We start from the raw sequence: 24,695 nt of genomic DNA, 5'->3' as shown, positions 1-24,695 counted from the left end.
ATCATTGGGCCAGGGAAGAGAGATTAGCCAATAGTTTGGTAATCGCTTTGTCGGCATTAATCGTATACCCGGTTTGGGTTACATCTTTTCCCTCAGTACCAGTAGATTTTAAGATGTCATATACTTGAGCGGTAGTCAGGTCAGGAGCTATGCTTTTCATCATTCCTACCAGACCGGTTACATAAGGTGCTGCCATGCTGGTACCGTTGAATGGGGCATATTGATTGTTGGGGATAGTGCTGTAAATCTGAGTGCCGGGTGCTGAAATCTTGTATTTAATAAATTCGACACTATTGGAAAAAGAGGCTTTATTCAAATTGGTATCTACCGCGCTTACCGTGATGACTCCCTGCGCATTGGCAGGCGCATATCCTCGAGCATCGGCATTGTCATTTCCCGCAGCTACTACGACTATGGCCCCTTTGGCATTGGCATATGCTACGGCATCACTGTAGGCTTTCTGCTTAGAATCCAGGCTTCGACCGCCAAGAGACAGGTTAATGACACTGGCGCCCGCATCAGCGGCTTGCAGAATGCCATTGATAATGTCTCTTTGTGTTCCAGCTCCAAACCTTCCCAACACTTTGATGCTGGATACACTCACAAAGGCAGGTCCAGGGCTTACGGATGAAATCCCTTTTTCATTGTTGGTCACTGCTGCAGCGATACCGGCGCAGTGGGTCCCATGACCCAATTCATCTGTATCGTATTTGGAGTCGATGGAGACATAATTGTCTTTTAAGTCCTCGTGATTACCATCGATGCCTGTGTCGAGGATAAATATTTTTGATCTTTTGGTGGGTTTTATATGGGTATCATTAAATTTTTCAAGCACCTGATTCCAGCCCAAAGCTTCTATAGCCCACTGTTTTTCAGAATGGGGATCATTGCTTAGGGGTTTGAATGTTGACTTAAAGACCTGCGCGGGATTTTCTTCAGCTTTAATAATCTCATTATCTTCCAGCCACTGGACATTTCTGATGACACTGAGCTCAGATTTAATATCCAATAACAGGCTTTCGTTTTTTTGAGGAACTTCAATGGAAATATACTCGTCCAAATCTGTATTGGAGGCGTCTTTCAACTTGAAAGCAGGTTCAGTGATCAGTCTGTATTTATCAACGACAGACTGGATATCTTTCAAAGCGTCTTTATCTTTCAATTGAACCAGGAGTTCCCATTCGTTTTCTCCATCAGGGGCGTAAACAGGTACCGAGGAAAAAGCTGCTTTTTGCCATTCTCCTATAAACAATTTAGATAAAGCATACAATAAGATGACTGACAGCCAATAAAGGCTCTTGTAGCTGCGCAAAGCTTGGAAAACAATTGAAACGAAACCCAAGAGCACCATATCTCTTGATAAAATAACTAATTTAGATACTGCAGTCACTTCAATGAATGAAAAAGAAATGGCGTAAATAGAAAGACCGAGGACCAGGCCGAGCTGCGCTATTCTCGACCAACCATCATGAGATTTAGCTAGCTGCCAGGCTACCAAAGAGAAGGTGGCTAGCCAAAATCCTTTAGAATACCAATCTACCAGGTGATTCATAATACGAACTAACTACTTTTTAATCATATTGTAAAAAAAAATCGTTCAACATGTGGTTTTTACAGACGAAAAGAACCAAGACGATAGTAGAAGATGTCATCGATGCTTTAAGCTTGAAAATCCTTACCTTTGCGCCCTTTAATTATGGAAAAACATCATTGTGTCATTATTGGTTCCGGTCCCGCAGGTTATACAGCAGCTATTTATGCAGCCAGGGCTGGTATGAAGCCTTTACTGTATACTGGTACGGAGCCAGGAGGGCAGCTTACTTTAACTTCTGAAGTTGAAAACTTTCCGGGTTATCCTGACGGTGTCATGGGGCCAGAGATGATGGAAGAGTTTAGAAAACAAGCGGAAAGATTTGGTACCATCCTGAGGTATGAGCGTATTGAGAAAGTCGATTTTACCGGCCCGGTACATCACCTGGTATCCGAGGCAGGCCTTGATATTGAGGCTGATACGGTCTTGATATGCACGGGTGCCAGTGCCAAGTGGCTAGGTCTGCCTTCGGAAAAGACTTATATGAACAAAGGGGTAAGTGCCTGTGCTGTTTGTGATGGGTTTTTCTTTCGTGGGAAAGCGGTAGGTGTCGTCGGAGGCGGTGATACGGCTACAGAAGAGGCCCTCTATTTGTCAAAACTATGCAGCAAAGTAGACCTCATCGTCAGAAGGGATGAGCTCAGAGCTTCTAAAATTATGCAAGAGCGGGTGCTGAATACTCCTAATATCAAAGTTTGGTGGAATTCTGAAACTAAAGAAATAAAAGGGGATCAATCTGTACAATCCGTTGTAATCCAAAATAATATCAGCCAGGAGATGACCGAATTGCCTCTGAGTGGATTCTTTGTGGCAATAGGGCATCAACCCAATACAGCTATATTTAAAGGCTGGTTAGATATGGATGAAAGTGGGTACCTGATCACTCAACCCGGGTCCAGCAAGACCAATAGGGAAGGGGTCTTCGCGGGGGGAGATGCAGCAGACCGCATTTATCGCCAGGCTGTCACTGCAGCTGGAACTGGTTGTATGGCTGCACTTGATGCAGAACGATATCTCGGAGCCCATGGCATATTATAATCGAACAAAATTTAATAAAATATAAAATTTAATATCAATCATGATTAGTTCAAAACTGAAACCGGGAGTTGTCTTCGGCCCTCATTTAAAAGATTTGTATGATTATGCCAATGCTGAGAAGTTTGCGATTCCGGCAGTCAATGTAATCGGTACTAATACCATCAATGCTGTGCTCGAAACTGCGCGTGATGTTAATAGCCCGGTGATCATACAATTTTCTAACGGCGGTGCTTCTTTTCTCGCAGGTAAGGGTGTAAAAAACGAGTATCAACAAGCTTCTATACTTGGTGCCGTATCCGGAGCCATGCATATACACATCATGGCCAAAACTTATGGGGTTCCGGTTGTCATTCATACTGACCATTGTGCTAAAAAGCTTTTACCATGGATAGATGGATTGTTAGAAGTAGGGGAAAAGTATTTTAAATCAAGGGGATTTCCTTTATTCAGCAGTCATATGCTGGATCTTAGTGAAGAACCTATCAATGAAAATATCTCTATCTCAAAAAAATATTTCAAGCGCATGGCGCGCATTGGCACAGGTATAGAAATAGAGCTCGGTGTGACAGGGGGGGAAGAAGATGGTGTGGACAATAGCGGCGTTGAAAATTCAAAATTATATACTCAACCGGAACACGTAGCTCAGTCCTATGAAGAGTTGTCCAAAATAGCCAACACATTTACTATTGCAGCAGCTTTTGGCAATGTACATGGGGTATATGCTCCTGGCAATGTTGAGCTTAAGCCTATCATTTTAAAAAATTCGCAGGAATATATCAAAGCGCATTATAAGACTACATCTGATCAGCCTGTCAACTTTGTATTTCATGGTGGTTCTGGCTGTTCCCGTGACGAAATCAGGGAAGCTATCAGTTATGGTGCGATCAAAATGAATATCGATACGGACATGCAATGGGCGTTCTGGGAAGGGATCAAAGATTATTACGACGCAAAAAAAGGACTATCTGCAAACCCAGCTAGGCAATCCTGAAGGACCAGAAAAACCCAATAAAAATCAATATGATCCCAGGAAATGGCTTAGAAGTGGTGAAGAAAACTTTAAGAAAAGATTGAAGATCGCTTTTGAAGATTTGAATTGTATCAATCGTAACTAAGTTTAGGCTGCGCCGCTTGGTCTAGGGATGATAGGGTATCCTACTCGCGTTTTTGCTAACTCAAGTATTTAAATTATTTTTTTGTTATTGCTTAGATTGCTTTTTTGAAGGCTCTGTGCATTTTTAAAAGTCAACATTAGTTATTTCAAATCAAAACGATCAAGATTCATCACTTTCGTCCATAATTCACACCGGACCTCTATAACCACCTTTTTTACCCATTCATGGTTTTCGATTTTAATTTTTTTTAAGTAAGTGTTCACTCACAAATGTAACCACTAAAGTATTTTAATATTGTAATTTATGTTACATAACAACCTATTGATTTGGCAGTATGTGAACTTACTTATAAGGAGATTTGAAAATCCTTCTAGTCCTGACTAACAATATGTGTTACAGAATTTCAGAAATAGCCAATTCAAAACTGTGAGACCTTATTGAAATTATTACAGGTGATCATTGAAAAATAATCATTTTTCAAAATTCCATTCAGCTAAAGCAGGGGTCAGGTACCTGCCTACTGGTAGCCAGGCATATTGACTAATGTCTATTTGGTTCGTTTTTTTGACTATTTCATTTGCTGGCCATATTTAACTCTTGGACTCAACCCCATATCTTATAGCCGCTTTAAGTATCTCAATGTCTATGTCTTTCAGTGACTTAAACTTAATGCAATATCCCGTTATGCTTGCTTTGCCTAGATCTTTTCCATAAGTCTGGGCTAAGTAATGCTTATCCTTTATTCCAAGGATATATACAGAGATGCCTGTTGTATTTGGACTGATACCAATTTGGTAAAACTCTTTCGTTGTTCCATCAGCATATTTTAAGATCTGAATTCCATATCCTATATTAGGGTTAGAAACAGTTTTCCCTTGATCGTCCCTGCCATCTAAGAACCATAATTTGCATTTTGGCAATATATCCATAATGATTCGGTGCAAGGCATGCATATCGCTGTGTTTTGGTTCGGGTTGACTAGTGATATACTCTTTGATTTGTTCTTGTACGCTCATACAAAGAATAAAATTAAATGTTGAATATTTTGTTGTTTCAAAGTTCGCATGATTATTACTCAATAGGATGGTGTTTTATTTGCGTTTAGACAAAATGGCTAACAGTTTTTCCAGGTTATTCAAGGTCAATGTAAATCCTTGTTGGAAGCCTTCCAGTAGCTTCTCCATCCGATCAAAAGATTCATTAAAAATAGTAATCGTCACTTTTGTAATGCCATTTTGTTCGCTGAAATTGTAATCCCATTCAGAACCTGTCAATTCAGGGTTTTCATCTTTGTCTGCAAAAGCATTCCACAGTTTAAAATGGGTGGTTGGAGTAATTGAAGTATATTTCTGAATTATCCAACTTTCTTGTCCTTCCGGGCCTACCATCGCATAAAATCTTTTTCCCCCAACTTCGAAATTCATGTATTTAGTTTTTGCCATCCAAGGGGCAGGTGCTGACCATTGGTCCAGAATTTCTTGTTTGGTAAAAGCATCCCATACCAACGAAAGCTCCGCATCAAATTCTCTGGTTATAAACACTGTTTTTGCCGTTTTGTCAGCCGTAAAATCAAATAGCAAATTGTTTTTCATTTTCTCTGTTTTTTAATTGTTGATAATACTTTGTCGAGTTGATTAAATTGAGTTTCCCAAATTTTCCTGAACTGAGCTAACCAATTATCAATTTCTTGCATTCTTTTTGGATTAAAGTGATAATATATCTCTCTGCCTGACTGTTCAGGTTTGATTAATTCGCATTCTTGTAATACTTTAATATGTTTTGATACTGCCTGTCGGCTCATATCAAATTTTTCTGCCAGGGCATTTGGCGTCAAAGCTTGAAAGGCAAGGAAGGTCAAAATAGCCCTGCGGGTAGGGTCAGCTATGGCTTGGAATAGGTCTTGCTTCATTTTTTTAAAATTAAATTACGCAACATTCAGGTTGCAAATATATATGCAACTTGCGAGTTGCGCAATATTTTTTTCAATTATTTTTTAGCAGGTTGAAATGTAAAGCGCTTGTCGGTGATTTTTGGTGGACCTACATAAGTTCTTGCTGTAGAGTTGACGATAGGCTGCCTATGATAATCCTAAAATGGCGCCCAAAACCATTATAAGCCCCAACACTCCTTCCATGCCATGAATAATAACAGCCATCCAATTGGATTGGAATAATTTTGAGGGAAAGGCAAATACAAGCCCAAAATACAGAGCCGTCGATAAAATAATCTGAAATATTATCCATTTGCCAATGCCTGATCGAATAAAAGATGGCCCTTGGGTCTGAGAGGAAATTTCCCCAATCCCTTTATTTCTTAAAGAGCTGATCGATATTTTTAATATTTAGTCAATTGATTAATCGGGATTCAATATCCTTTAAGTTATCCCTTAGGGTTGTTAATTCCTTTTTCGGCCTGTCAGGGGGCAGGCTGAAGTTTGGGAACGTTGGGGGTGTTCTTTGTGGTATAGGCCACTGTGGTATCTCGCAGGGGTATGCCAAATCGGTCTCAGAGATTTGAATACTAATTGGCTTTTTCGAATACGGTTTTCCAGATACGCTCTTCGCCATCTGAGTTAGATTTTGCATTGGTCATCACAGTAATTGACTTGCCATCGTTGCTCAACTTCCAAACCTCTGTCACATTAACAACCATTTGTGTTAAATCATTTACTTTGTAAGGAGTGGCTACCATCTGATGTACAATTGATTTTACAGTCATAGTTTTTCTATCAGGAGACAACTTTACTGTAAACTTCTTTCCCCATACCCGGCCATTATTTAAATTGAATTCTCTTTCTTCACCGTCGAACACCAGTTTCTCATTGATAGCGACTGAAGCGCCATGCGACGGGTCAGGTATTTCTATAGTAAGAAAATCTGCCTGTTCTGTTATTTTCATTGTCTTAGAGTTCATACGATCACCTTCATCATATACGCAAACAATATTTCCGCCCAAACTTATCGGCTCTTTAGCTTTCCATTCACCAGAAAAGGTGGCCTGATCTGCGCCTTTTTTTTGCAGAGCCATTGTGGCAAAATAGGTTACTCCTATCAACAAAATAATGAGGCAGGACAAAACGATTTTTTTATTTTTCATCATATATCGATTATTTTTAAACTTTTATAATCACGCAAGTTTAACCAATATTTGTTATTTACATTGTAAAAAAATGTAAAATTAAGGTAAAATGAAAGCTAAAACTAAAGGTGCCTATTTTAGTTCGAGTATTATAACAAAAGCAATCAACCTAGCATGGTACAAATCATTAATGTTCTCAATCTCTAAATAGGCAAATTATGAATGGTCAGCAATTTCACTTGCTGATTGTTCCTCAGGACACTCTCCAATCATTATTTTTACAGTGTCGCGAATTAGAAAATGCAGCCGTCTTCCGCCCACAAAGTTTTAAAACATAATTTATACTTATAGAATTCTGCCGATACTGTCAAATTATTTACAGCTAGTACATATCTGTTTCCCGTCATTTTTGATTGCATGTCGCAGATGTCAAGACAAACTCAATTTAACCATTTCATTTTGAATCTAAGATTTTAGGTATTCTCGCCTCTGTTCACGAGGCCTACCCAATTGGCCACAACGAATAGAGCTTTGCGAAGGTGGGGAAATCGAAGTAAAAAATGTTCAATAGAATTCCTTTGCTCAAATTTAGCACTTCTGCTCCAATTTTGCAAGACCGCTGTTAGTTGCTGCACATTTTCCTAGTCGTTAATATGTTTTATTGAAGTTTTTCATTTTTATTTTTTCTAACTCCAATTCTAATGTGTCTTGTCCATTTATTCCTGTTAGTTTCATTCGATTATTTTTGTCAAGCTCTGTTACTTTCCCTTTGAAATTATCTTTAATATCTGTTGGATATTGCCAAGTTGTTTCAAAAGTTCTTGTTGCTTCATCAATTGTAAAATGTCCAATTTGCCTTTTCTTAAAACTGTTATTAGTAAATATAAAAAAGTCACCCAAGTCAAAATAAACTTTTGAAAATGTTGTGTCGCTACATTGGTCTATAATTTTATCTTTTCCATTCACAGTCATTTTTTCAATGTTATATTTACCTGTCAGCCCCTGCCTATATTGAGTTCTATAATGTGGTGTCAATATTATAATAGGAATTAGGATTGCTAATAACCGCAAAGCATTTTTTAATTTAGAACTATTGAAATAGAATTTAGGCAAATTTTCGTTTGCTGAAAAAAAGAAATTAAGTATTTTTCTTTGTCTTGGTAAGCTAAATACAAAACACCTATTAATAAAGTGATGGCTTCAAGAAGTGGGTCGTATACATAATACAAAATGTCAATTATTATAATGTTAGCTGCCATTACGAATAAAATCATAGTGCCAAGTAATCTTGTCTTTCTGAACAAAATAAATATAGCACCTGAAATTTCTAATAGTCCAAGAATACAAACCATAGGATAACTCTGTCCAAAGAAATGTGATAATTGCTTATCTCCGGAAACCATAGTCATAGGCATTTCCATAAGTCCTAAAGAATCAGTCATATGTAAACGAAGTATTTTTAATAGTCCCCATTTAGTAAAATGAAATGCAAGTGCAAAAGCCAAAATACTATTGACAAGTCCTAATATTGAATGTGAACTTTGTTTAGTTTTTCTTTCTATATATTTCCAAAACAATAGAATTGAAATTATAGTTGCAAAAAGTAGATATGCTAATATTCTTGCAAAAACTGTGTTTGGAAAGAAATTGGGATTTAGTCGTGCTAATGGATATGCAGTTACAAATGCAGTCAGAACGCAAGCAATTATTTTTTGTATCAGCAATACTTGTTTTGTATTGTCCATTTGATATTTTGTCTGTTTAGAAACGGTCTGTTTGGGTTGCACCTAACGTTTTACGGGTTTGAGGAGTGGCGTATTAAATGCTCGTCGCTGTCCAACGAGACAAAAGTAAATTTATTGTGTATACGCTCAAACTTGCTCGTCACCCGCCACTCTTAAACGCGCAGTTATCGGTTCGTTCTATTTTTTTTCTCGACTAGTTGCGCAGTTTCGTTTCAATTTGACACCAACATTTTATTCATTGTTAATTGTGATGTGTTACTTTTTTTCCCCTTTCAGTTGAAACTCCAACTCTTCACTATCTTTTGCCGTTCGTGCTCAATATTTACAAAAACATCTCCCGGAATATACATGCTCTCATTTCCAATTTGAATGCGGAAAGTGTTTCCCGCTTCCAGTACATCAGCAAGTCGTCTTAATTTAGCAATGAATTGCTTGCGGGGGTATTCTTTTACAATATCGCTATTTTTCTTTTTCATCTTGTTTTGTTTTATTTTAAATTATGTTTATTTTATCCTCTCATTATTAAAAAGACAGAATAGCCAGCATAGAGCAGCAAAAACAACACCCCCTGCCATTTTTCTAATAATTGTTTTTTCCCTACAAATAAAACAGCAAATAAAAGGACGCTGGCAAAAACAGTCATCGCAATGTCTGAGTTGCCGGCAGGTTTAAAAGGCAGTGGTTTTATCACCGCGCTAATACCGAGCACCCAGAAGATGTTAAAGATATTAGAGCCGACCACATTTCCAATGGCAATGTCAGTATTCTTCTTATAGGCAGCCACAGCAGAAGTGGCAAGTTCGGGAAGCGAAGTGCCTACGGCTACAACAGTCAAACCGATTAAATATTCGCTCACCCCAAATTTACCGGCAATTTCAATTGCACCATTGACAATCCAGGTGCCTCCCAAAACCAATCCTGTTAAGCCCAAAAGGATATATGAAACAGACCTAAAATTGCTTAACTGTTTTAAGTCCCCAATTGTTTTGTTTTCGGATTTTTTTGCAATGCTGAAAATGTAATACATAAAAATGATGAAGAACCCAATCAATACAAGCCCATCACCTCTTGTCAATTCCGAATTTTCCTTATGGTCAATCAGGTGGTCATTGACGAGAACACCCAATATCAGAGCCGCTAGCAAACTGAATGGAATTTCTTTCCAGACGGTAGTGCTTTGAACCGAAAGCGGAAAAATAATAGCAGCAACGCCAAGTATCAAAAGGATATTAGCAATGTTGCTGCCGAGAATATTACCAATGGCAATTTCAGAATTACCCTGAATGCTGGCAAAAACATTAACGAACAATTCCGGTGCAGAAGTGCCAAAAGCCACTACTGTCAAGCCTATTACCAAATCAGAAACATTCAGCTTTTTGGCAATGGACGAAGCTCCATCCACCAATAAATCGGCACCCTTGATGATTATGATAAAACCGATTATTAATAAAAAATATGTCAGCATATAATTTCATTCTTTGATTTTCTTTCAGCCCTTTGAATTATGTTATGTCGGAGATGTCGTTAAGAATGGCATAGAACGTTTTCGGGCTTTGCGAAGGCTGGGATTAGAAGTACGAATGTTCAAATTTAGCACAATGTTCATTAGAATTCTAAAAGTTCAATTTAGCACTGAAGTCCAGCTTTTGCAAAACCCGTGTTATCTGCTGGCGTTTTTACTACTATTTTTTCAAAAATGAAGAGTACATCCAAACTGATTTTTCTTGTAACCTAATGTAGTCGCTCATTAAAGCATTTGTTCCTTCGTCACCTGCGTCAGAAGCAATTACAAGGAGTTCTCTTTGTAGAATAATAATTGTCTGAAACGAGGCTAAAATATCTTCAACAGCCTTTATTCCATCACTTACAAACACACTTTCTTTGATTTTTGAAGTTGTGCGATAGTCAGCATAATTGTGTTTTGGTGTATGTCCCAATGTTAGAATTCTTTCCGCAACTTCGTCTACTTTTAATAATAGGTCATTGTACAATTCTTCAAATTTCAAATGAAGTTCAAAAAATTTCTCTCCTTTAATGTTCCAATGATAACCTCTCGTATTTTGATAAAAAATTGAATAGTTGGCCAATAGCTCGTTTAATTTTTCTGCCAAATGTTTAGCCTTGTCATTGTCTAGCCCTATTGCATTTATTTTGTTCATGTTTTTTGATTTAAATTGTTTAATTAATTAGTTTCAAATGTAAGTCTTAAAAAGTTGCTGTACTGTAACAATAGTTACGGAACTGTTTTATTGTTTGTTTGTTTTTCATGTTTGTCTATTTGTAACGTGTCGCCCTACGATTGCAGGTAACATTTATAAAAGTATCCGACAGCCCACAAAAAAAGGCTTATGCTCCACGGTACTCTTATTGGGCTGTCGGTATACTTTTATGTTGACGGACAAGCAGGTGGTAGTATCTAAGGTGTAAAGTATGGATGCATGATGCAGCTTAAGGTGGTGAGTTGTTATCATTTTTATTGGGTGTTGATGGGTTGTAGGCAATTTTAATTCATTTGAATGTTAAATTTATGATTTTTTACCTTGTAATTTACGTTTTTGATTACATTTTTTTATTTTTAGAAATTGATTGCACTAGCAAGCTGCCTTGCATAGTTGAGGGTGTTGCTCTGGTCATCTTCTCGCCAATTATGAATCATCTTTAAAACACACTGCAACCAAGATCAGTGACAATTTTTGACATTGAGGGCACTGGTTATACCATATGTTATTCCAATTATAGTCGGAATTGTCAAGGTTGCACGGTCGTCCTACGCTTGCCTGTAACACAAAGGAATGTTGAATGAATTCCCTCATGCTGCGTCCAAAAATAAGCAATTCTTTCAAAGTGGGATTCATCAACATTCCAAGTTGAACGAAGCCGCTATCCTGGCAAAGAAAATCTCAATTAGTCCAGTAAGGGTAAGTGTGATAAGAGTGAATGGTGGTTTAAAACGATTTTGACCCCTTACGGAAGGATAAATATGATGGCTTGCATAGCAAAAAATATGTAGCTGAATCATGTGGTGCAAAAGTTAGTCGTATTGATCTTCTTTTATGCATTCGAATGGATGAAATGTTTGTGTGATGGAATAGGAATAGCATGAGCACCAGGTGATTGCATCATATTATTCTGAAAATTGGGTTTAATATCTGGATTCATTGGAGGAGGAGCTTTAAGAAAATCTGAAGAAATAAATTTAAAAATGTAATTATTGTCAGGTATTACGATTTCCATGTAAAGCTGATCAGAGCCACATTGATCACACTTGAAGGCGGATTGCTTGCATAGCTGAGTAATGATTTGAAATAAAGTCCTCACAGTATCAGACTCTCTCTGTAAAGCATCGGGAATAGTATGAGTGCATTTAAATGAATGGTGATGAAGACCATCCTTTATGATTGTCTTTGAGGTATTGTAATCTATTATTGGAAATGGCCACGCGATTAATATATCGGGCAAGATATTTTTCGATTACAATAGTATTCATGGTAGGGTGAGTACTGTGTACTACCCATCTTATTTTTTCAACTTCATGGAGTATATCATCTATAGGTAAGTGATAATTTATTTTATGAGTATGATAAAGTAATAAGAACTCTTGAATAAAAATATTTTTATAGGTGCTACAGATCGTGCGATACCGCTCGATTTTATCACTGAATTTCGGAAACCTCCATTGGTTGGTGTGTACATCTCCGCAGGATGCTTTGCATAATCCGCCAAAGGTGACCAAAGCGTGGACATGAATATGATACTTCATGTCTGATCCAAATGTATGGAGTATTGAAGTCATGCCAGGCGTAGCACAGTATTTGGCCATAATTGATTTTACAGTTAGCCATGCGACACGAAGGATAAGTGAATACATAATAGACTCATTGTTGCGAGCAAGTCCATTGAGCTGATGAGGTAACGTAAAAACGGAATGGATATATGGTACTTGTAGTAAAGTATTGCTGAGCTTATCCATCCCTGCCTACCGGACAGGCAGGCACTGTTCACGCTTGATGCTTTGACAGATCATGCAGTGACTATGACCACAGCTATGATAAACAAAATGTTTATGACCACAATCTTTGCAAATAAATACATGACCACCTAAAGCAGGCGTTTTGCATACCCGAATCGCGCGTATGAGTTTTATTTGTTGAATCGAAGGTTTGTAGATGCGGATATACTCTTCACCATGGTCTCTGAAAAGAGCACCTATGCTATTGGTGTTGGAATACCCCGATTTGGTTGATAACGGATCTGTAGAGAGTCGATTGGGTGTTTGATATATCGATGCCTTTCTACACATAATCCAATGTAGCGAATGGTGGTACGCAGATTTTTATGCCCCATTTGCTCCTGTAGGAATACTAAATCCCTGACTGCCGTCAGGCAGGTGTGCCACCTTCGAGATGATGGGTTGCATAACAGTTTCGTAGTGTGTATAGAACATTTCTTGTTTATATGTGCCAACTTTTTTACTTTGTGCCATGGTAAGCTGTACAGATCTGGGAGAGTAAGGCTTTCCTTTGTGAATACCATTAAATAAATATTTTATGGGTTTTACTTTTTTATAATAATCTCGTAGAAGATCAATGAGTACAGGGGGCACCAATATAAATCGATCTTTATTTCCCTTGCCTTTATTTACTCGTATCTGTAATCTGTTACTGTCAATGTCTTCAAAACATACATTAATAGATTCGCTGAGTCTCATGCCTGTGGTATAAATGAAGGTGAGTAATACCTGTTGTTTATAGGTAGGGGCATTCTCAATGATTTTGACTACATCTTCTTTGGATAATATAGTGGGTAGTTTCTTCTCTTTGCGCGGTCTAGGTATTTTTTTAATATTCCAGGGCATTAAGATTATATTCTTATAAAATTTTTGAATAGAAGAATAGTCACTGTTCACGGTCTGCCAGTCAAGACCTAGAGCATATCGATGTAATATATATTCTTTAGCTATGTCGTCAGTTAACTCTTCGTTGGGATGATGATCATGACAGTATCGAAGATAATAATGCACTATTTGATAATAGGTCTTGATAGTCCGGGGCTAAAATTTTTAAGAATCATAAAATTCTTGTACTCTAGTAAATGCGAATCATACAATATCATAGAATATAGATTTAGTGATTGAATTCATTGATTCAAATGTAAATACTATGACGAGTATGTTGATGAAAAAGCGATGATGAAACAGACTTTAGCAAAAGGGTTTGTTCAACGGTTTGGGGCTTTGCGAAGAAGCGGATCTCGAATCACAAAACTGTCTGCCAGCACTAAACTTGATACGAAGCACAATGCTTCATTTAACCACTGAACCCGCTTTTTTGCCAAGCGCCTGTTTGCTGTTGCCATTTTACTATTTATTCGTAGTCATTTCAGTTACTATTTCTCCATCATATTTCCAAATTCCATTCGCTCCACCAAACCAAATATTATCATCTAAATCGCCAAAAATGAATAGTACATTAGAGAATGCCTTTCCGGTGTAGTTAAATTCAGAAAACTTTTGACCATCAAAAATGCATAAGTTAACCAAGTCAGCACCAAGCCAAAGATTACCATTTTTATCTTCATAAATTGCACGAATTCGCTTATTGCAAAGACCGTCTTCAATAAAATATGTTTTGAATGAGCTACCGTCATAAACAGTTAATCCACTATTTCTATTCCCGTTAAACCCAAACCATATCTTTCCAGATTTGTCGCAGTAAATAGTTCGTATTTGGTCTTCACATAATCCATCTTTTATCAAATATTGTGTAAATTCTTTACCATCAAATTGACTGACTCCACCGTGGGTCATTGATGCAAACCACATATTTCCTTTGCTATCTTTTCTTATAAAAGGAATCCAATTGTGGTACAAACTATCTATTTGTTTTTGTCCGATTTCGGTTAAATAGGATTTGAAGTTTTTCCCATCATAGCAATAGGCTCCAGCACCACCAGTGCCAATCCATAAGTTGTTGTTGTTATCGGTTGCTAAAGCATAAGCAGCATTGGGGCTTAGAGTGGGGTAAACGGTGCTAATCCAACCTGTTGTGGTGTCATGGTATGGCAGCGGTATTTGTTCAAACTTTTCTGTCGTATTTGGTTAAACCATTTTGAGTTCCGAACCATAGATTGTTTTTATTGTCGGAAAGTATTGAAAGACTCGATTACTACTCAATCCGTCTTTCATAGTATAATTCTTACATGTTTTACCGTCAAAATGGTAAATACCATTACTACTTGTGAACCAAATCGTACCGTCTATGTCTAGGAAACCATTTGAAAATCCGTCTTTCGGAAGAGGAATTTTGATTACTTCTGTAACCTTCTCAACTTCGGGTGATGGTTTGTCATTTTTAACCTGTCCATTACAAGAAACAAATGAAGAAACTAAAATCAATAAAGAGATATTTCTAAGTGTTAATTTCATTTTTCGTATTTTATGCTTGCCGCTAACGTTTCGGGGGTTTGCATTGGCGGGGTGTTTTAGCACTAAACTTCATTCAGAGAACTGAACTACCATCTTGCACAAATGCGTCTGCGAAGCATGTAACCCCCGCTATTGCAAACCCCTTGTTAGCGGTTCGTGCTATTTTGTCTGTGAACATTAGGAATTGAGAGACTTACCCTGAAGTTTCCTTTGGACAAATAGGGACGAAATAATGAAAGCAACCCCAAGCCCTTTCAAAAAATCCTCAATGTCTAAGGATGTCTTAAAGAAATGTCTTGTAAGTAGGGTAAAACTCATACATAATGTTCCAATGGTCAGTAAAAGGATTGTTGATTTTTTCATTTTGCTTGTTTTTAGTTTAAGTTTTTTGCGTTTATTTTAATTAAGGTTTGCTTTGGTCCAGTAAACCAAATCAAGAAGTTTTAAGTCCGTAACTTTGTCGTGCTGAATTAAATGTTTGTTGTCAATATTTTCAAATTGTTGTTTTATGTCTGCCAACAATTTTAAGTTGTTCGCAGCCCAAAGTTTGTAAGCTGAACTGATAATTGAAAAAGCGATAAAGAAACTCTCTCGTTTAAGTCCGAAATAGTCTTTGATTGGATTGTCTAACGCACAGTAGTCAGCAGGTTTAAAAGTATGAACAAGTTTAGCGAAGAAAGAACCCAAGTCCTTGTCAACCGTTGTCGCCCCGTGTTTGATATTTGCCTTTGCGAAATAGTCAAAATACAAGTCGGTTAAATTGTCGGCTTGTAGAAGTGACAAGATATTTTGCTTATCACTTTCTAATCTGTCCAGATAACCGTTGTCAATGCCTTGTAAGGAATACCGCTTCTTAAAATCCCTGAAAAATGTCGGTGAAGTGAGAAAGTAATTTTCGTTGGTCAAAGTCAGGAAGTAATAGTCCTGAAAAGATGATGAGTTCTTGTCCTCAAGATGGAACGCTAAAAGTCCGCACGACATTGTCAACAGTCGTGTCGTTAATGTCAGCCGAAATTTGTCGTCTAACTGTTGCGATATGTTTGTCAAGGTATGAGTCCAATTTTAATATTTCTGTTTGTTCAAAGCTCGTCAGTTTCAAGTCGGTATTGTCGCCCAAGCATGACCGCTAACGTTTTTGGGCTTTGCGTTCGGGCGGGTTTCGAAGCACTAAACTGTCAACCTGCACTACACTTGAAGAAGTACAAAGCTCCAAGTTTGCACATCACCCCGCCTGACGCAAAACCCGTGTTAGCAGCAGTAATGCCGTTAGTGTAATGGTCTATTTTTGTCTGTAAATTCATAAGTAACTGATGTTGGATTCTCATTGTAGTCATTTGAACTTTTATCCCAAATGTATTTTTCGCATTTCACTTTATATCCATCAGATAAAATATCAATTTTATATACGTTAAAGGACCTGTATTTTTTTTTCATCGTCATGTGCTTTGCAAGCTGAGCCAACCATTAATTGTAAAAACTGTCTTGAGAATAATTCTTTGATTACTCTTTTCAAGTGTTTAGTAAGTTCCTTTAGTTTTTCTCTCTCCTCTGCACTAAGTGATGTTCTAACTCTTTTTGTTATTTCAGAAAGTTCTGCCTCGTCCAAAATGCCATCATCAAGAGCAGAAGCGTTGCATTCGTTGATAAAGGATTTTAATTCTGCTTCAAAACCCTCTGGATTGTCAATCCCTCTGACTAAAATTTCTGACAATGGTTCTATAAAGCTGTCGTCTGATATTATGTCTTTGTTGTCATTATGAGATTTATACTTATTTATCAAGAAAAGAGAAATCAAAGTAGAAATTAGTTTGTTTTCTTTTTTGCCCTTTTTGTCGGAATATTGGAATGGCAGTGAGTGAATTCCAATAAGTCTTCTGAAATAATTAAAAATATACCTTGCCTTTGCTCTTCTATCAAAATGATGTAAATACAAATGGTCTTTAATTTCAGCATAATGCTTGTGACCGCACATTAGAATGTCTGTGTCTGCTAAAGCAAAATTTTTAAAAACAGATTCTTTTTCTCTAAGTTGAAGAAGTGGCTCACGCTTTTGTCCAGAAGGCTCAAAAATATAGTGGTGCATTACAACAATTTTCAAAGCCTTAGAAAAAACAGATTTGTCTATATACTTACCACTATTATAGGGGTCTTCAAGTTTACCCAATAAACCTTTGTCATAAAGCATAAGGACGCTTTCAGCTTGTTTTTTAGATATCTTTCCTTTTGCAACTCTGTCTATTATAGTAAGCTCTGGATTTTCATTCTCAATTTGTGTGTCCCCCATGTAACTTGAGTCAAGGAATACAATGAATACACCACGCTCGCCTTTCTGTAACCAATCGAAATAATAACCATCGGGAAAAGGAATAACATCTTTGCCATTTCTTCTGAAAACATAATTAAAGTTTTCTAGAGATTTTTGTCGTATGTCAATTATTTTTCCATTTCTTGATTTTGAATTCCAAGCATCATGATTACCTGGAACTAATCTCACTTTATCATGCTCATTTTCATCAAGACCAAGAGATATTCTTTCCTCGTTCCCAATTTCCATTGAACTAAAAATCCATTGTTTTGCTCTCAACAAGTTGTCATCGTCTCCATAATGGCTAATATCACCACTAATGATTAATCTATCCATATTTTCTTTTTCCTTTTGGACAACTTTTTGAATGCCCTTTAAATGCGGTATGGAATGCGAGTGTGTCTTGTGTCGTTGAGAAGAGCCTCCATGAAAATGCAAGTCTGAAAGATGAATGAATTTAAAGTCTGCCATTTTGTTATGATTTTGGTTATGAATGTCGTGAAATTATTGCTGCTAACACAAAGGAATGTTGAATGAATTCCCTCATGCTGCGTCCAAAAATAAGCAATTCTTTCAAAGTGGGATTCATCAACATTCCAAGTTGAACGAAGCCGCTATCCTGGCAAAGAAAATCTCAATTAGTCCAGTAAGGGTAAGTGTGATAAGAGTGAATGGTGGTTTAAAACGATTTTGACCCCTTACGGAAGGATAAATATGATGGCTTGCATAGCAAAAAATATGTAGCTGAATCATGTGGTGCAAAAGTTAGTCGTATTGATCTTCTTTTTATGCATTCGAATGGATGAAATGTTTGTGTGATGGAATAGGAATAGCATGAGCACCAGGTGATTGCATCATATTATTCTGAAAATTGGGTTTAATATCTGGATTCATTGGAGGAGGAGCTTTAAGAAAATCTAAAGAAATAAATTTGAAAATGTAATTATTGTCAGGTATTACGATTTCCATGTAAAGCTGATCAGAGCCACATTGATCACACTTGAAGGCGGATTGCTTGCATAGCTGAGTAATGATTTGAAATAAAGTCCTCACAGTATCAGACTCTCTCCGTAAAGCATCGGGAATAGTATGAGTGCATTTAAATGAATGGTGATGAAGACCATACTTTCTGGTTTTTTGAAAATGAGGGGGGAGTACATGTTCTAGTATCTGATGAATAGCGGGAATAGGATCGAGTTCTTTAAACGCTTTGGGGGCAGGGCAGCCAGACAGCTGATTTTTGTAATCATTATACAGAATGATTACTTTATGATTGTCTTTGAGGTATTGTAATCTATTATTGGAAATGGCCACGCGATTAATATATCGGGCAAGATATTTTTCGATTACAATAGTATTCATGGTAGGGTGAGTACTGTGTACTACCCATCTTATTTTTTGAACTTCATGGAGTATATCATCTATGGGTAAGTGATAATTTATTTTATGAGTATGATAAAGTAATAAGAACTCTTGAATAAAAATATTTTTATAGGTGCTACAGATCGTGCGATACCGCTCGATTTTATCACTGAATTTCGGAAACCTCCATTGGTTGGTGTGTACATCTCCGCAGGATGCTTTGCATAATCCGCCAAAGGTGACCAAAGCGTGGACATGAATATGATACTTCATGTCTGATCCAAATGTATGGAGTATTGAAGTCATGCCAGGCGTAGCACAGTATTTGGCCATAATTGATTTTACAGTTAGCCATGCGACACGAAGGATAAGTGAATACATAATAGACTCATTGTTGCGAGCAAGTCCATTGAGCTGATGAGGTAACATAAAAACGGAATGGATATAAGGTACTTGTAGTAAAGTATTGCTGAGCTTATCCATCCCTGCCTACCGGACAGGCAGGCACTGTTCACGCTTGATGCTTTGACAGATCATGCAGTGACTATGACCACAGCTATGATAAACAAAATGTTTATGACCACAATCTTTGCAAATAAATACATGGCCACCTAAAGCAGGCGTTTTGCATACCCGAATCGCGCGTATGAGTTTTATTTGTTGAATCGAAGGTTTGTAGATGCGGATATACTCTTCACCATGGTCTCTGAAAAGAGCACCTATGCTATTGGTGTTGGAATACCCCGATTTGGTTGATAACGGATCTGTAGAGAGTCGATTGGGTGTTTGATATATCGATGCCTTTCTACACATAATCCAATGTAGCGAATGGTGGTACGCAGATTTTTATGCCCCATTTGCTCCTGTAGGAATACTAAATCCCTGACTGCCGTCAGGCAGGTGTGCCACCTTCGAGATGATGGGTTGCATAACAGTTTCGTAGTGTGTGTATAGAACATTTCTTGTTTATATGTGCCAACTTTTTACTTTGTGCCATGGTAAGCTGTACAGATCTGGGAGAGTAAGGCTTTCCTTTGTGAATACCATTAAATAAATATTTTATGGGTTTTACTTTTTTATAATAATCTCGTAGAAGATCAATGAGTACAGGGGGCACCAATATAAATCGATCTTTATTGCCCTTGCCTTTATTTACTCGTATCTGTAATCTATTACTGTCAATGTCTTCAAAACATACATTAATAGATTCGCTGAGTCTCATGCCTGTGGTATAAATGAAGGTGAGTAATACCTGTTGTTTATAGGTAGGGGCATTCTCAATGATTTTGACTACATCTTCTTTGGATAATATAGTGGGTAGTTTCTTCTCTTTGCGCGGTCTAGGTATTTTTTTAATATTCCAGGGCATTAAGATTATATTCTTATAAAATTTTGAATAGAAGAATAGTCACTGTTCACGGTCTGCCAGTCAAGACCTAGAGCATATCGATGTAATATATATTCTTTAGCTATGTCGTCAGTTAGCTCTTCGTTGGGATGATGATCATGACAGTATCGAAGATAATAATGCACTATTTGATAATAGGTCTTGATAGTCCGGGGGCTAAAATTTTTAAGAATCATAAAATTCTTGTACTCTAGTAAATGCGAATCATACAATATCATAGAATATAGATTTAGTGATTGAATTCATTGATTCAAATGTAAATACTATGACGAGTATGTTGATGAAAAAAGCGATGATGAAACAGACTTTAGCAAAAGGGTTTGTTCAACGTTTTACGGCTTGGCGAAGTGGCGGAAATCGAAGCACAAATGTTCAATTTAGCACTGAAGCCCCACTTTTGCAAAACCGCTGTTATCGGCTGTTTTTTTCTCGTCATTTTGTTTTCAGTTCTTTTGACACTTGTTTTATAAATTTGTCTTTGTCCTTTTTTGCTTCTTTAATTGTCGCTTTTATGTCTGCTGGAATAGTTAAATATTTGTCTGACCAAATGTAAACTTCCATAATGATAGGCAATAAGTCAATTCCTTTTGTTGTCAGTTTGTATAAAATTTTTGCTTTACTGTCGGGGTGTGCAGATTTTTCTATTATACCATTTTCTTCAAGTCCTTTCAGTCTTGTTGCTAAAATATTTGTTGCAATTCCTTCAGCTGATTTTAAAAAGTCGTTATAGGTACACTTGTTACCGAACATTAGGTCTCTAATAATGAGTAACGACCACTTGTCGCCAAATACGTCAAGCGATTGACTCAAAGGACAGTCTGACCTTTTTTTACCTGTTTCCATAAAATAATTCTAAAATACTTTGAGATTTAACTTGCATTTTGAAAGTTGTTCGTATATTTGCACTTGCAATTTGCAAGCAAAAATACAATTTTAAATTTAAAACTAATAAAAATGAGCAAGAATATTTTAGTTACTGGTGCAAGTTCGGGCTTTGGATTACTTATCGCAAAAGAGCTTCACAGAAAGGGTTTCAATGTAATCGGTACAAGTCGAAATCCTGAAAAAATAAAGTCAACAGTCCCTTTCAAAATGATTGCATTAGACCTTGATTCAGACAACTCAATAACCACTTTGTCTGATAGACTTTATAAAGAAATCGATAAGTTGGATATTCTAATCAACAATGCAGGCTTCTTAGTTACAGGTATAGCAGAAGAAATTCCCATAGAATTAGGTAGAAAACAATTTGAAACTAATTTTTGGGGAACTATCAAAGTTACAAATGCAATTTTGCCCTCTTTTAGAAAGCAAAAATTTGGTAAAATAATAACAGTTGGTTCAATTACTGGGCTTGTTGCATTTCCGAATACATCTTACTATGCCTCCTCCAAACACGCCTTGGAAGGATACTTTAAAGCATTGCGCTATGAATTAGCTGAATTTAATATTCGTGTGGCAATGATTGAACCTGGTTCTTTTAAAACAAATATTATGGAAAATTCATCAACAACCTTAAATCGAATAGAAGACTACAATAGACTAAGGGCGAAAAGCGAAAAATATGCTGATTTAATAGTTGAACAAGGTGAAAATCCTGTAATGGTTGCATCAAAAGTGCTGAAAGTAGTTGAAACTGAAAACCCAAAATTTAGAAATTTAGTTGGTAAAGGCTTATCCGTTTTAATCACGTTACAACATTTTGCCTATGGCATTTTAGAAAAAACAGTACTTAAACAATTAAACAACGCTTAAAAATAAATAAAATGAAAGCATTCATAGCAAAAAGCTACGGCAAAAAAGAAAAATTGCATCTAACTGAAATTGCAGAACCTGCAATAAACCCAAATGATGTATTAGTAGAAGTAAATTCTGCAGGTGTCAATGTAATTGATTTGCTTATACGAAATGGTGATTTTAAACTTTTCTTACCAATGAAACCACCTTTTCAATTAGGTCGTGATGTGGCAGGTGTTGTGACAAAAGTGGGTTCAAAAGTTAGTAAGTTCAAAGTGGGTGATGAAGTATACTCTAGTTCAGGAAATCACAAACTAGGAACGTATGCTCAATATATTTCTATTGATGAAAATGAAGTTGCATTAAAACCCAAAAATCTCACAATGGAAGAAGCAAGCTCAATTCCATTAGTTGGATTAACTTCTTGGCAAGCATTGGTAGAACTTGCAAATGTTCAAAAAGGGCAAAAAGTTTTCGTTCAAGCTGGTTCTGGTGGTGTTGGTACATTTGCCATTCAATTAGCAAAACATTTAGGAGCAACTGTTGCTACTACAACAAGTTCACGCAATTTTGATTTGGTAAAAAGTTTAGGTGCAGATATTGTAATTGATTACAAGACACAAGACTTTGAAACTATATTGAAAGATTATGATTTGGTTTTGCATAGCAATAAGGATACAAAAGTTTTGGAAAAGTCATTACGAATTCTGAAATCAGGTGGTCAAGTTATTTCGCTAACGGGTCCACCAACACCTGAATTTGCAGAACAAATTGGTTTAGCTTGGCATTTGAAATTTGTGACAAAACTTTTAAGTTTAGGTATAAAAAAGAAAGCAAAAAAGTTAAATGCAAAATTTACTTTTCTGTTTATGAGAGCAGAAGGCAAACAATTAAGTCAAATTACAAAACTTATTGAGGCTGGTGTTATAAAACCTGTGATAGATAAAGTCTTTCCGTTTGAACAAACTAATGATGCTTTGTCCTACGTAGAAACAGGTCGGTCAAAAGGGAAAGTTGTTATCAAAGTCAAGTAGTTTGTCTGTCTGTGTAGGGTTTCGGTAAAATAGCCGATAACGTAAAAGTATTTATGAAGAAGGGGGACTTTGGAACTCGTCAGCCCGTAACTGGTGCTGGGTTTTGTTCCAAAGTTGAGTTACTTCCAACTGTTTCATGGTATTCCGTCCGCTGGTACAAATGTTTATTAATGTACTGATGCTTAAATACTTTCGTCCGCCCCATTTTTCATAAATACAATGTTGTGCGTTCGCTTTTTTTAGTCTGCGATGTAAGATGTCTGCCCACTTATTGCCTTCAAATTTTTTCTTTACCTTTTCGCCCGAATCCATTTCATGCCTCATCGCCAGCCCAATTGCTTGGTATTTTATGAATGGTTGGTTGCAAAAATACACATATCGAACAGAGATAAGCTGGTGGATATTTGTGGTGGCAAGTGCTGGGGCTTTGCTAATTACATTATTGACGGTGCGTTATCAAGCTATAAAAGCAGCTTTGATGAATCCAGTGAAGAGTTTGAAGAGTGAATAAAACTGGAAAAGTGAAAGAATAAATGTGATTTAAGTTTGGGAGTTTGTTATTTTTTTACCAACTCAAAACTCCCATTCTTTTCACCTTCCTTTACTTGCCAGCCTTCATTTATTTTCAATGTCCATCCATCCCCTGTATAAGTTAATTCATCTTTCTTCACAGGTACTGCCACTCTACGAGTGCTACCATCAGTAGCAACTAGAACTCCTTTTTCGGCTTCCAATTTTCCCCAAGGGCCAGATGCACGAAATGGGCCATAATAAACGGTACCTTCACCTTTAATGGATACAGCACCTCGGGAATCAAAACTGTGATTGCCGCCTGGAAAAATTAATATGGAGCCATCTATAAATATTTTTTGTAGTTCATGGAGACGATCCCGCCTAGCTTTTTCTCTTTTTTCTTCTGCTAATAAAATATCATTCCCTGCGTATTTCAAAGCTGCTATATGTACATCAGTGCTTGGTTTTAATTTTAGTGCTTGTGAAAGTAAGAATCCAAAGTCATCTGTGTTTTTAAGCGATTTTCGCCAATTAGGAGCAATTTCATCCAATAAAATACAATAAGCTGGGCCTGAAATATAGGCAAATGTGCGTACTAAACTGGCTTCATTTGCAGTATTTTCAGCACCTGTAAGCAAATCAATAGCACTTTGTTTGGCTTCTATAATATTCTCAGCCGCCAACTTAGTCCCTGTGTAGGCTGCCAGCCCTTCTGTGATTTCTTGCCCTCTTTCGTCCTCAATATTGGCGGCAAAAATAGTTCTTCTGGCCTGCCGAAAGGCCAATATATCTGATAAGGCAGCTTTACGCTGTTTACCTGATTTTCGAAGTGCCTGTTCCAAGGCTTTCCATTCCAATCGCATCCAATATCTACCATCTTTAGCATCAAGGTGTTCGGGAGTATTAGCAGCGGCACCCAATTTGAGCTGGGGCTGTACTCCATGAAACATTTCATGCAGAAATAGTTCTTTTCGTTCGCGTGGCTTTCTGTTCACAATATCACTCCACATATAAGCAATCCAAGTTTCACCTCCCCATTGAATAGGAGCATTTAAGAGCCCAAGCAATTGAGGATGAGGTGCATCGGGTGCTGGTTTACTTGTAGCGATTGTTTTTGTTTGCCTATCATAAATAACCATTGGACCACAGATTGATTTGCCCCAAAGTTTGCCACCGTCTTTTTCACAAAGTGCTTGGGCTTCTTTAAAGTACTCTTGGGCAAGCTGTTGGTTGACTTGGGCATGGGTATAGTTTGTACCCCAATATATAGAAAGGAGAATTATCATTTTCCTTCTATTTTTAAAATTAATTGAAATGCATTCATTATCTACCATTGAGTTTTTAA

Annotated in this window: 25 protein-coding genes and 4 pseudogenes; 5 read left to right on the top strand and 24 right to left on the bottom strand. The window is 37.1% G+C overall.

Annotated elements, in window-relative coordinates; translation table 11 throughout:
- Position 1: 1 nt before the first annotated feature.
- A complete protein-coding gene (locus IPJ09_06055; protein MBK7370989.1) occupies positions 2-1,552 on the bottom strand; it encodes a S8 family serine peptidase in 1,551 nt (516 codons plus the stop codon).
- 144 nt (positions 1,553-1,696) lie between these two features.
- On the opposite strand from IPJ09_06055, the gene trxB reads away from it, so the two are divergent.
- Together trxB and fbaA are read left to right on the top strand one after the other, a co-directional pair.
- Complete coding sequence (gene trxB / locus IPJ09_06050; GenBank protein MBK7370988.1) at positions 1,697-2,629, top strand: thioredoxin-disulfide reductase; 933 nt, start codon at positions 1,697-1,699, stop codon at positions 2,627-2,629.
- A 40-nt stretch (positions 2,630-2,669) separates the two neighbouring features.
- A pseudogene (gene fbaA, locus IPJ09_06045) lies at positions 2,670-3,744 on the top strand (class II fructose-bisphosphate aldolase).
- Positions 3,745-4,334: 590 nt separating this feature from the next.
- Here fbaA and IPJ09_06040 read toward each other — a convergent pair.
- From IPJ09_06040 to IPJ09_05935, 22 genes and pseudogenes are all read right to left on the bottom strand, one after another.
- Positions 4,335-4,760 carry a DUF1801 domain-containing protein gene (locus tag IPJ09_06040; protein ID MBK7370987.1) on the bottom strand — a complete coding sequence of 142 codons (426 nt, stop codon included), beginning with the start codon at positions 4,758-4,760 and terminating at the stop codon, positions 4,335-4,337.
- A 75-nt stretch (positions 4,761-4,835) separates the two neighbouring features.
- Positions 4,836-5,336: an SRPBCC domain-containing protein gene (locus IPJ09_06035; GenBank protein ID MBK7370986.1), complete on the bottom strand. Its 501-nt coding sequence runs from the start codon at positions 5,334-5,336 to the stop codon at positions 4,836-4,838.
- Positions 5,333-5,653, bottom strand: coding sequence for a winged helix-turn-helix transcriptional regulator (locus tag IPJ09_06030; GenBank protein ID MBK7370985.1), 321 nt, complete (start codon positions 5,651-5,653; stop codon positions 5,333-5,335). Before IPJ09_06030 ends, IPJ09_06035 begins: the two co-directional genes overlap by 4 nt.
- A 611-nt stretch (positions 5,654-6,264) precedes the next feature.
- Positions 6,265-6,840 carry a hypothetical protein gene (locus IPJ09_06025; GenBank protein MBK7370984.1) on the bottom strand — a complete coding sequence of 192 codons (576 nt, stop codon included), beginning with the start codon at positions 6,838-6,840 and terminating at the stop codon, positions 6,265-6,267.
- Between the two features lie 630 nt (positions 6,841-7,470).
- Positions 7,471-7,893, bottom strand: coding sequence for a hypothetical protein (locus tag IPJ09_06020; protein ID MBK7370983.1), 423 nt, complete (start codon positions 7,891-7,893; stop codon positions 7,471-7,473).
- Positions 7,894-7,901: 8 nt separating this feature from the next.
- Complete coding sequence (locus IPJ09_06015) at positions 7,902-8,567, bottom strand: hypothetical protein (GenBank protein MBK7370982.1); 666 nt, start codon at positions 8,565-8,567, stop codon at positions 7,902-7,904.
- A gap of 255 nt (positions 8,568-8,822) precedes the next feature.
- Positions 8,823-9,043: pseudogene (locus IPJ09_06010) on the bottom strand (amphi-Trp domain-containing protein).
- 32 nt (positions 9,044-9,075) lie between these two features.
- A complete protein-coding gene (locus IPJ09_06005; GenBank protein ID MBK7370981.1) occupies positions 9,076-10,032 on the bottom strand; it encodes a calcium/sodium antiporter in 957 nt (318 codons plus the stop codon).
- Between the two features lie 217 nt (positions 10,033-10,249).
- Positions 10,250-10,726: a DNA starvation/stationary phase protection protein gene (locus IPJ09_06000; GenBank protein ID MBK7370980.1), complete on the bottom strand. Its 477-nt coding sequence runs from the start codon at positions 10,724-10,726 to the stop codon at positions 10,250-10,252.
- A 1,205-nt stretch (positions 10,727-11,931) separates the two neighbouring features.
- Positions 11,932-12,537: a transposase gene (locus tag IPJ09_05995; protein ID MBK7370979.1), complete on the bottom strand. Its 606-nt coding sequence runs from the start codon at positions 12,535-12,537 to the stop codon at positions 11,932-11,934.
- Positions 12,538-12,543: 6 nt separating this feature from the next.
- Positions 12,544-12,867: a transposase zinc-binding domain-containing protein gene (locus tag IPJ09_05990; protein ID MBK7370978.1), complete on the bottom strand. Its 324-nt coding sequence runs from the start codon at positions 12,865-12,867 to the stop codon at positions 12,544-12,546.
- A 33-nt stretch (positions 12,868-12,900) separates the two neighbouring features.
- Positions 12,901-13,587 carry a tyrosine-type recombinase/integrase gene (locus tag IPJ09_05985; GenBank protein ID MBK7370977.1) on the bottom strand — a complete coding sequence of 229 codons (687 nt, stop codon included), beginning with the start codon at positions 13,585-13,587 and terminating at the stop codon, positions 12,901-12,903.
- A gap of 339 nt (positions 13,588-13,926) precedes the next feature.
- The gene (locus IPJ09_05980) at positions 13,927-14,436 is read right to left on the bottom strand and encodes a hypothetical protein (GenBank protein ID MBK7370976.1); all 510 of its coding nucleotides are present in this window, start codon (positions 14,434-14,436) and stop codon (positions 13,927-13,929) included.
- A gap of 75 nt (positions 14,437-14,511) precedes the next feature.
- A pseudogene (locus IPJ09_05975) lies at positions 14,512-14,637 on the bottom strand (hypothetical protein).
- 27 nt (positions 14,638-14,664) lie between these two features.
- On the bottom strand, positions 14,665-14,991 hold the full coding sequence (locus IPJ09_05970; GenBank protein ID MBK7370975.1) for a hypothetical protein: 327 nt from the start codon (positions 14,989-14,991) through the stop codon (positions 14,665-14,667).
- Between the two features lie 399 nt (positions 14,992-15,390).
- Entirely contained in the window at positions 15,391-15,897 is a 507-nt protein-coding gene (locus IPJ09_05965; GenBank protein ID MBK7370974.1) for a hypothetical protein, read from the bottom strand.
- A gap of 502 nt (positions 15,898-16,399) precedes the next feature.
- Positions 16,400-17,767, bottom strand: coding sequence for a metallophosphoesterase (locus IPJ09_05960; GenBank protein MBK7370973.1), 1,368 nt, complete (start codon positions 17,765-17,767; stop codon positions 16,400-16,402).
- A gap of 315 nt (positions 17,768-18,082) precedes the next feature.
- On the bottom strand, positions 18,083-19,087 hold the full coding sequence (locus tag IPJ09_05955; GenBank protein MBK7370972.1) for a transposase: 1,005 nt from the start codon (positions 19,085-19,087) through the stop codon (positions 18,083-18,085).
- Positions 19,088-19,147: 60 nt separating this feature from the next.
- Positions 19,148-19,471 (bottom strand): transposase zinc-binding domain-containing protein, encoded by a 324-nt coding sequence (locus IPJ09_05950; GenBank protein ID MBK7370971.1) that lies wholly within the window; start codon positions 19,469-19,471, stop codon positions 19,148-19,150.
- 79 nt (positions 19,472-19,550) lie between these two features.
- Entirely contained in the window at positions 19,551-20,027 is a 477-nt protein-coding gene (locus tag IPJ09_05945; GenBank protein MBK7370970.1) for a tyrosine-type recombinase/integrase, read from the bottom strand.
- A 5-nt stretch (positions 20,028-20,032) separates the two neighbouring features.
- Positions 20,033-20,242: a phage integrase N-terminal SAM-like domain-containing protein gene (locus tag IPJ09_05940; GenBank protein ID MBK7370969.1), complete on the bottom strand. Its 210-nt coding sequence runs from the start codon at positions 20,240-20,242 to the stop codon at positions 20,033-20,035.
- 256 nt (positions 20,243-20,498) lie between these two features.
- Complete coding sequence (locus IPJ09_05935; GenBank protein ID MBK7370968.1) at positions 20,499-20,909, bottom strand: helix-turn-helix transcriptional regulator; 411 nt, start codon at positions 20,907-20,909, stop codon at positions 20,499-20,501.
- Positions 20,910-21,020: 111 nt separating this feature from the next.
- Here IPJ09_05935 and IPJ09_05930 point away from each other — a divergent pair, with 111 nt between their 5' ends.
- From IPJ09_05930 to IPJ09_05920, 3 genes and pseudogenes are all read left to right on the top strand, one after another.
- Positions 21,021-21,821: an SDR family oxidoreductase gene (locus tag IPJ09_05930; GenBank protein ID MBK7370967.1), complete on the top strand. Its 801-nt coding sequence runs from the start codon at positions 21,021-21,023 to the stop codon at positions 21,819-21,821.
- 11 nt (positions 21,822-21,832) lie between these two features.
- Positions 21,833-22,837, top strand: a complete 1,005-nt coding sequence (locus IPJ09_05925; protein ID MBK7370966.1) for an NADP-dependent oxidoreductase — start codon at positions 21,833-21,835, stop codon at positions 22,835-22,837.
- Positions 22,838-23,147: 310 nt separating this feature from the next.
- Positions 23,148-23,348 (top strand): annotated as a pseudogene (locus IPJ09_05920) (hypothetical protein).
- A gap of 46 nt (positions 23,349-23,394) precedes the next feature.
- On the opposite strand, the gene IPJ09_05915 reads toward IPJ09_05920, so the two are convergent.
- Positions 23,395-24,684 carry a hypothetical protein gene (locus IPJ09_05915; GenBank protein MBK7370965.1) on the bottom strand — a complete coding sequence of 430 codons (1,290 nt, stop codon included), beginning with the start codon at positions 24,682-24,684 and terminating at the stop codon, positions 23,395-23,397.
- Positions 24,685-24,695 lie beyond the last annotated feature (11 nt).

This window comes from Saprospiraceae bacterium (assembly GCA_016709995.1).
GTDB lineage: Bacteria > Bacteroidota > Bacteroidia > Chitinophagales > Saprospiraceae > JADJLQ01.
Note: the sequence above shows the minus strand (reverse complement) of the source record. Positions and strands in the feature narration are given on the sequence as shown.

Bases quoted from the DNA above. Each gene is read 5' to 3' on its own strand.
- IPJ09_06035 (MBK7370986.1), bottom strand. From the start codon at position 5,336: ATGAAAAACAATTTGCTATTTGATTTTACGGCTGACAAAACGGCAAAA.
- IPJ09_05955 (MBK7370972.1), bottom strand. From the start codon at position 19,087: ATGTTACCTCATCAGCTCAATGGACTTGCTCGCAACAATGAGTCTATT.
- IPJ09_05990 (MBK7370978.1), bottom strand. From the start codon at position 12,867: ATGTGTAGAAAGGCATCGATATATCAAACACCCAATCGACTCTCTACA.
- IPJ09_06030 (MBK7370985.1), bottom strand. From the start codon at position 5,653: ATGAAGCAAGACCTATTCCAAGCCATAGCTGACCCTACCCGCAGGGCT.
- IPJ09_05915 (MBK7370965.1), bottom strand. From the start codon at position 24,684: ATGGTAGATAATGAATGCATTTCAATTAATTTTAAAAATAGAAGGAAA.
- IPJ09_05935 (MBK7370968.1), bottom strand. From the start codon at position 20,909: ATGGAAACAGGTAAAAAAAGGTCAGACTGTCCTTTGAGTCAATCGCTT.
- IPJ09_06040 (MBK7370987.1), bottom strand. From the start codon at position 4,760: ATGAGCGTACAAGAACAAATCAAAGAGTATATCACTAGTCAACCCGAA.
- IPJ09_05925 (MBK7370966.1), top strand. From the start codon at position 21,833: ATGAAAGCATTCATAGCAAAAAGCTACGGCAAAAAAGAAAAATTGCAT.
- trxB (MBK7370988.1), top strand. From the start codon at position 1,697: ATGGAAAAACATCATTGTGTCATTATTGGTTCCGGTCCCGCAGGTTAT.
- IPJ09_05940 (MBK7370969.1), bottom strand. From the start codon at position 20,242: ATGATTCTTAAAAATTTTAGCCCCCGGACTATCAAGACCTATTATCAA.
- IPJ09_06015 (MBK7370982.1), bottom strand. From the start codon at position 8,567: ATGGACAATACAAAACAAGTATTGCTGATACAAAAAATAATTGCTTGC.
- IPJ09_06055 (MBK7370989.1), bottom strand. From the start codon at position 1,552: ATGAATCACCTGGTAGATTGGTATTCTAAAGGATTTTGGCTAGCCACC.
- IPJ09_06005 (MBK7370981.1), bottom strand. From the start codon at position 10,032: ATGCTGACATATTTTTTATTAATAATCGGTTTTATCATAATCATCAAG.
- IPJ09_06000 (MBK7370980.1), bottom strand. From the start codon at position 10,726: ATGAACAAAATAAATGCAATAGGGCTAGACAATGACAAGGCTAAACAT.
- IPJ09_05995 (MBK7370979.1), bottom strand. From the start codon at position 12,537: ATGGATAAGCTCAGCAATACTTTACTACAAGTACCATATATCCATTCC.
- IPJ09_05945 (MBK7370970.1), bottom strand. From the start codon at position 20,027: ATGCCCTGGAATATTAAAAAAATACCTAGACCGCGCAAAGAGAAGAAA.
- IPJ09_05960 (MBK7370973.1), bottom strand. From the start codon at position 17,767: ATGGCAGACTTTAAATTCATTCATCTTTCAGACTTGCATTTTCATGGA.
- IPJ09_05950 (MBK7370971.1), bottom strand. From the start codon at position 19,471: ATGTGTAGAAAGGCATCGATATATCAAACACCCAATCGACTCTCTACA.
- IPJ09_05930 (MBK7370967.1), top strand. From the start codon at position 21,021: ATGAGCAAGAATATTTTAGTTACTGGTGCAAGTTCGGGCTTTGGATTA.
- IPJ09_05970 (MBK7370975.1), bottom strand. From the start codon at position 14,991: ATGAAATTAACACTTAGAAATATCTCTTTATTGATTTTAGTTTCTTCA.
- IPJ09_06025 (MBK7370984.1), bottom strand. From the start codon at position 6,840: ATGAAAAATAAAAAAATCGTTTTGTCCTGCCTCATTATTTTGTTGATA.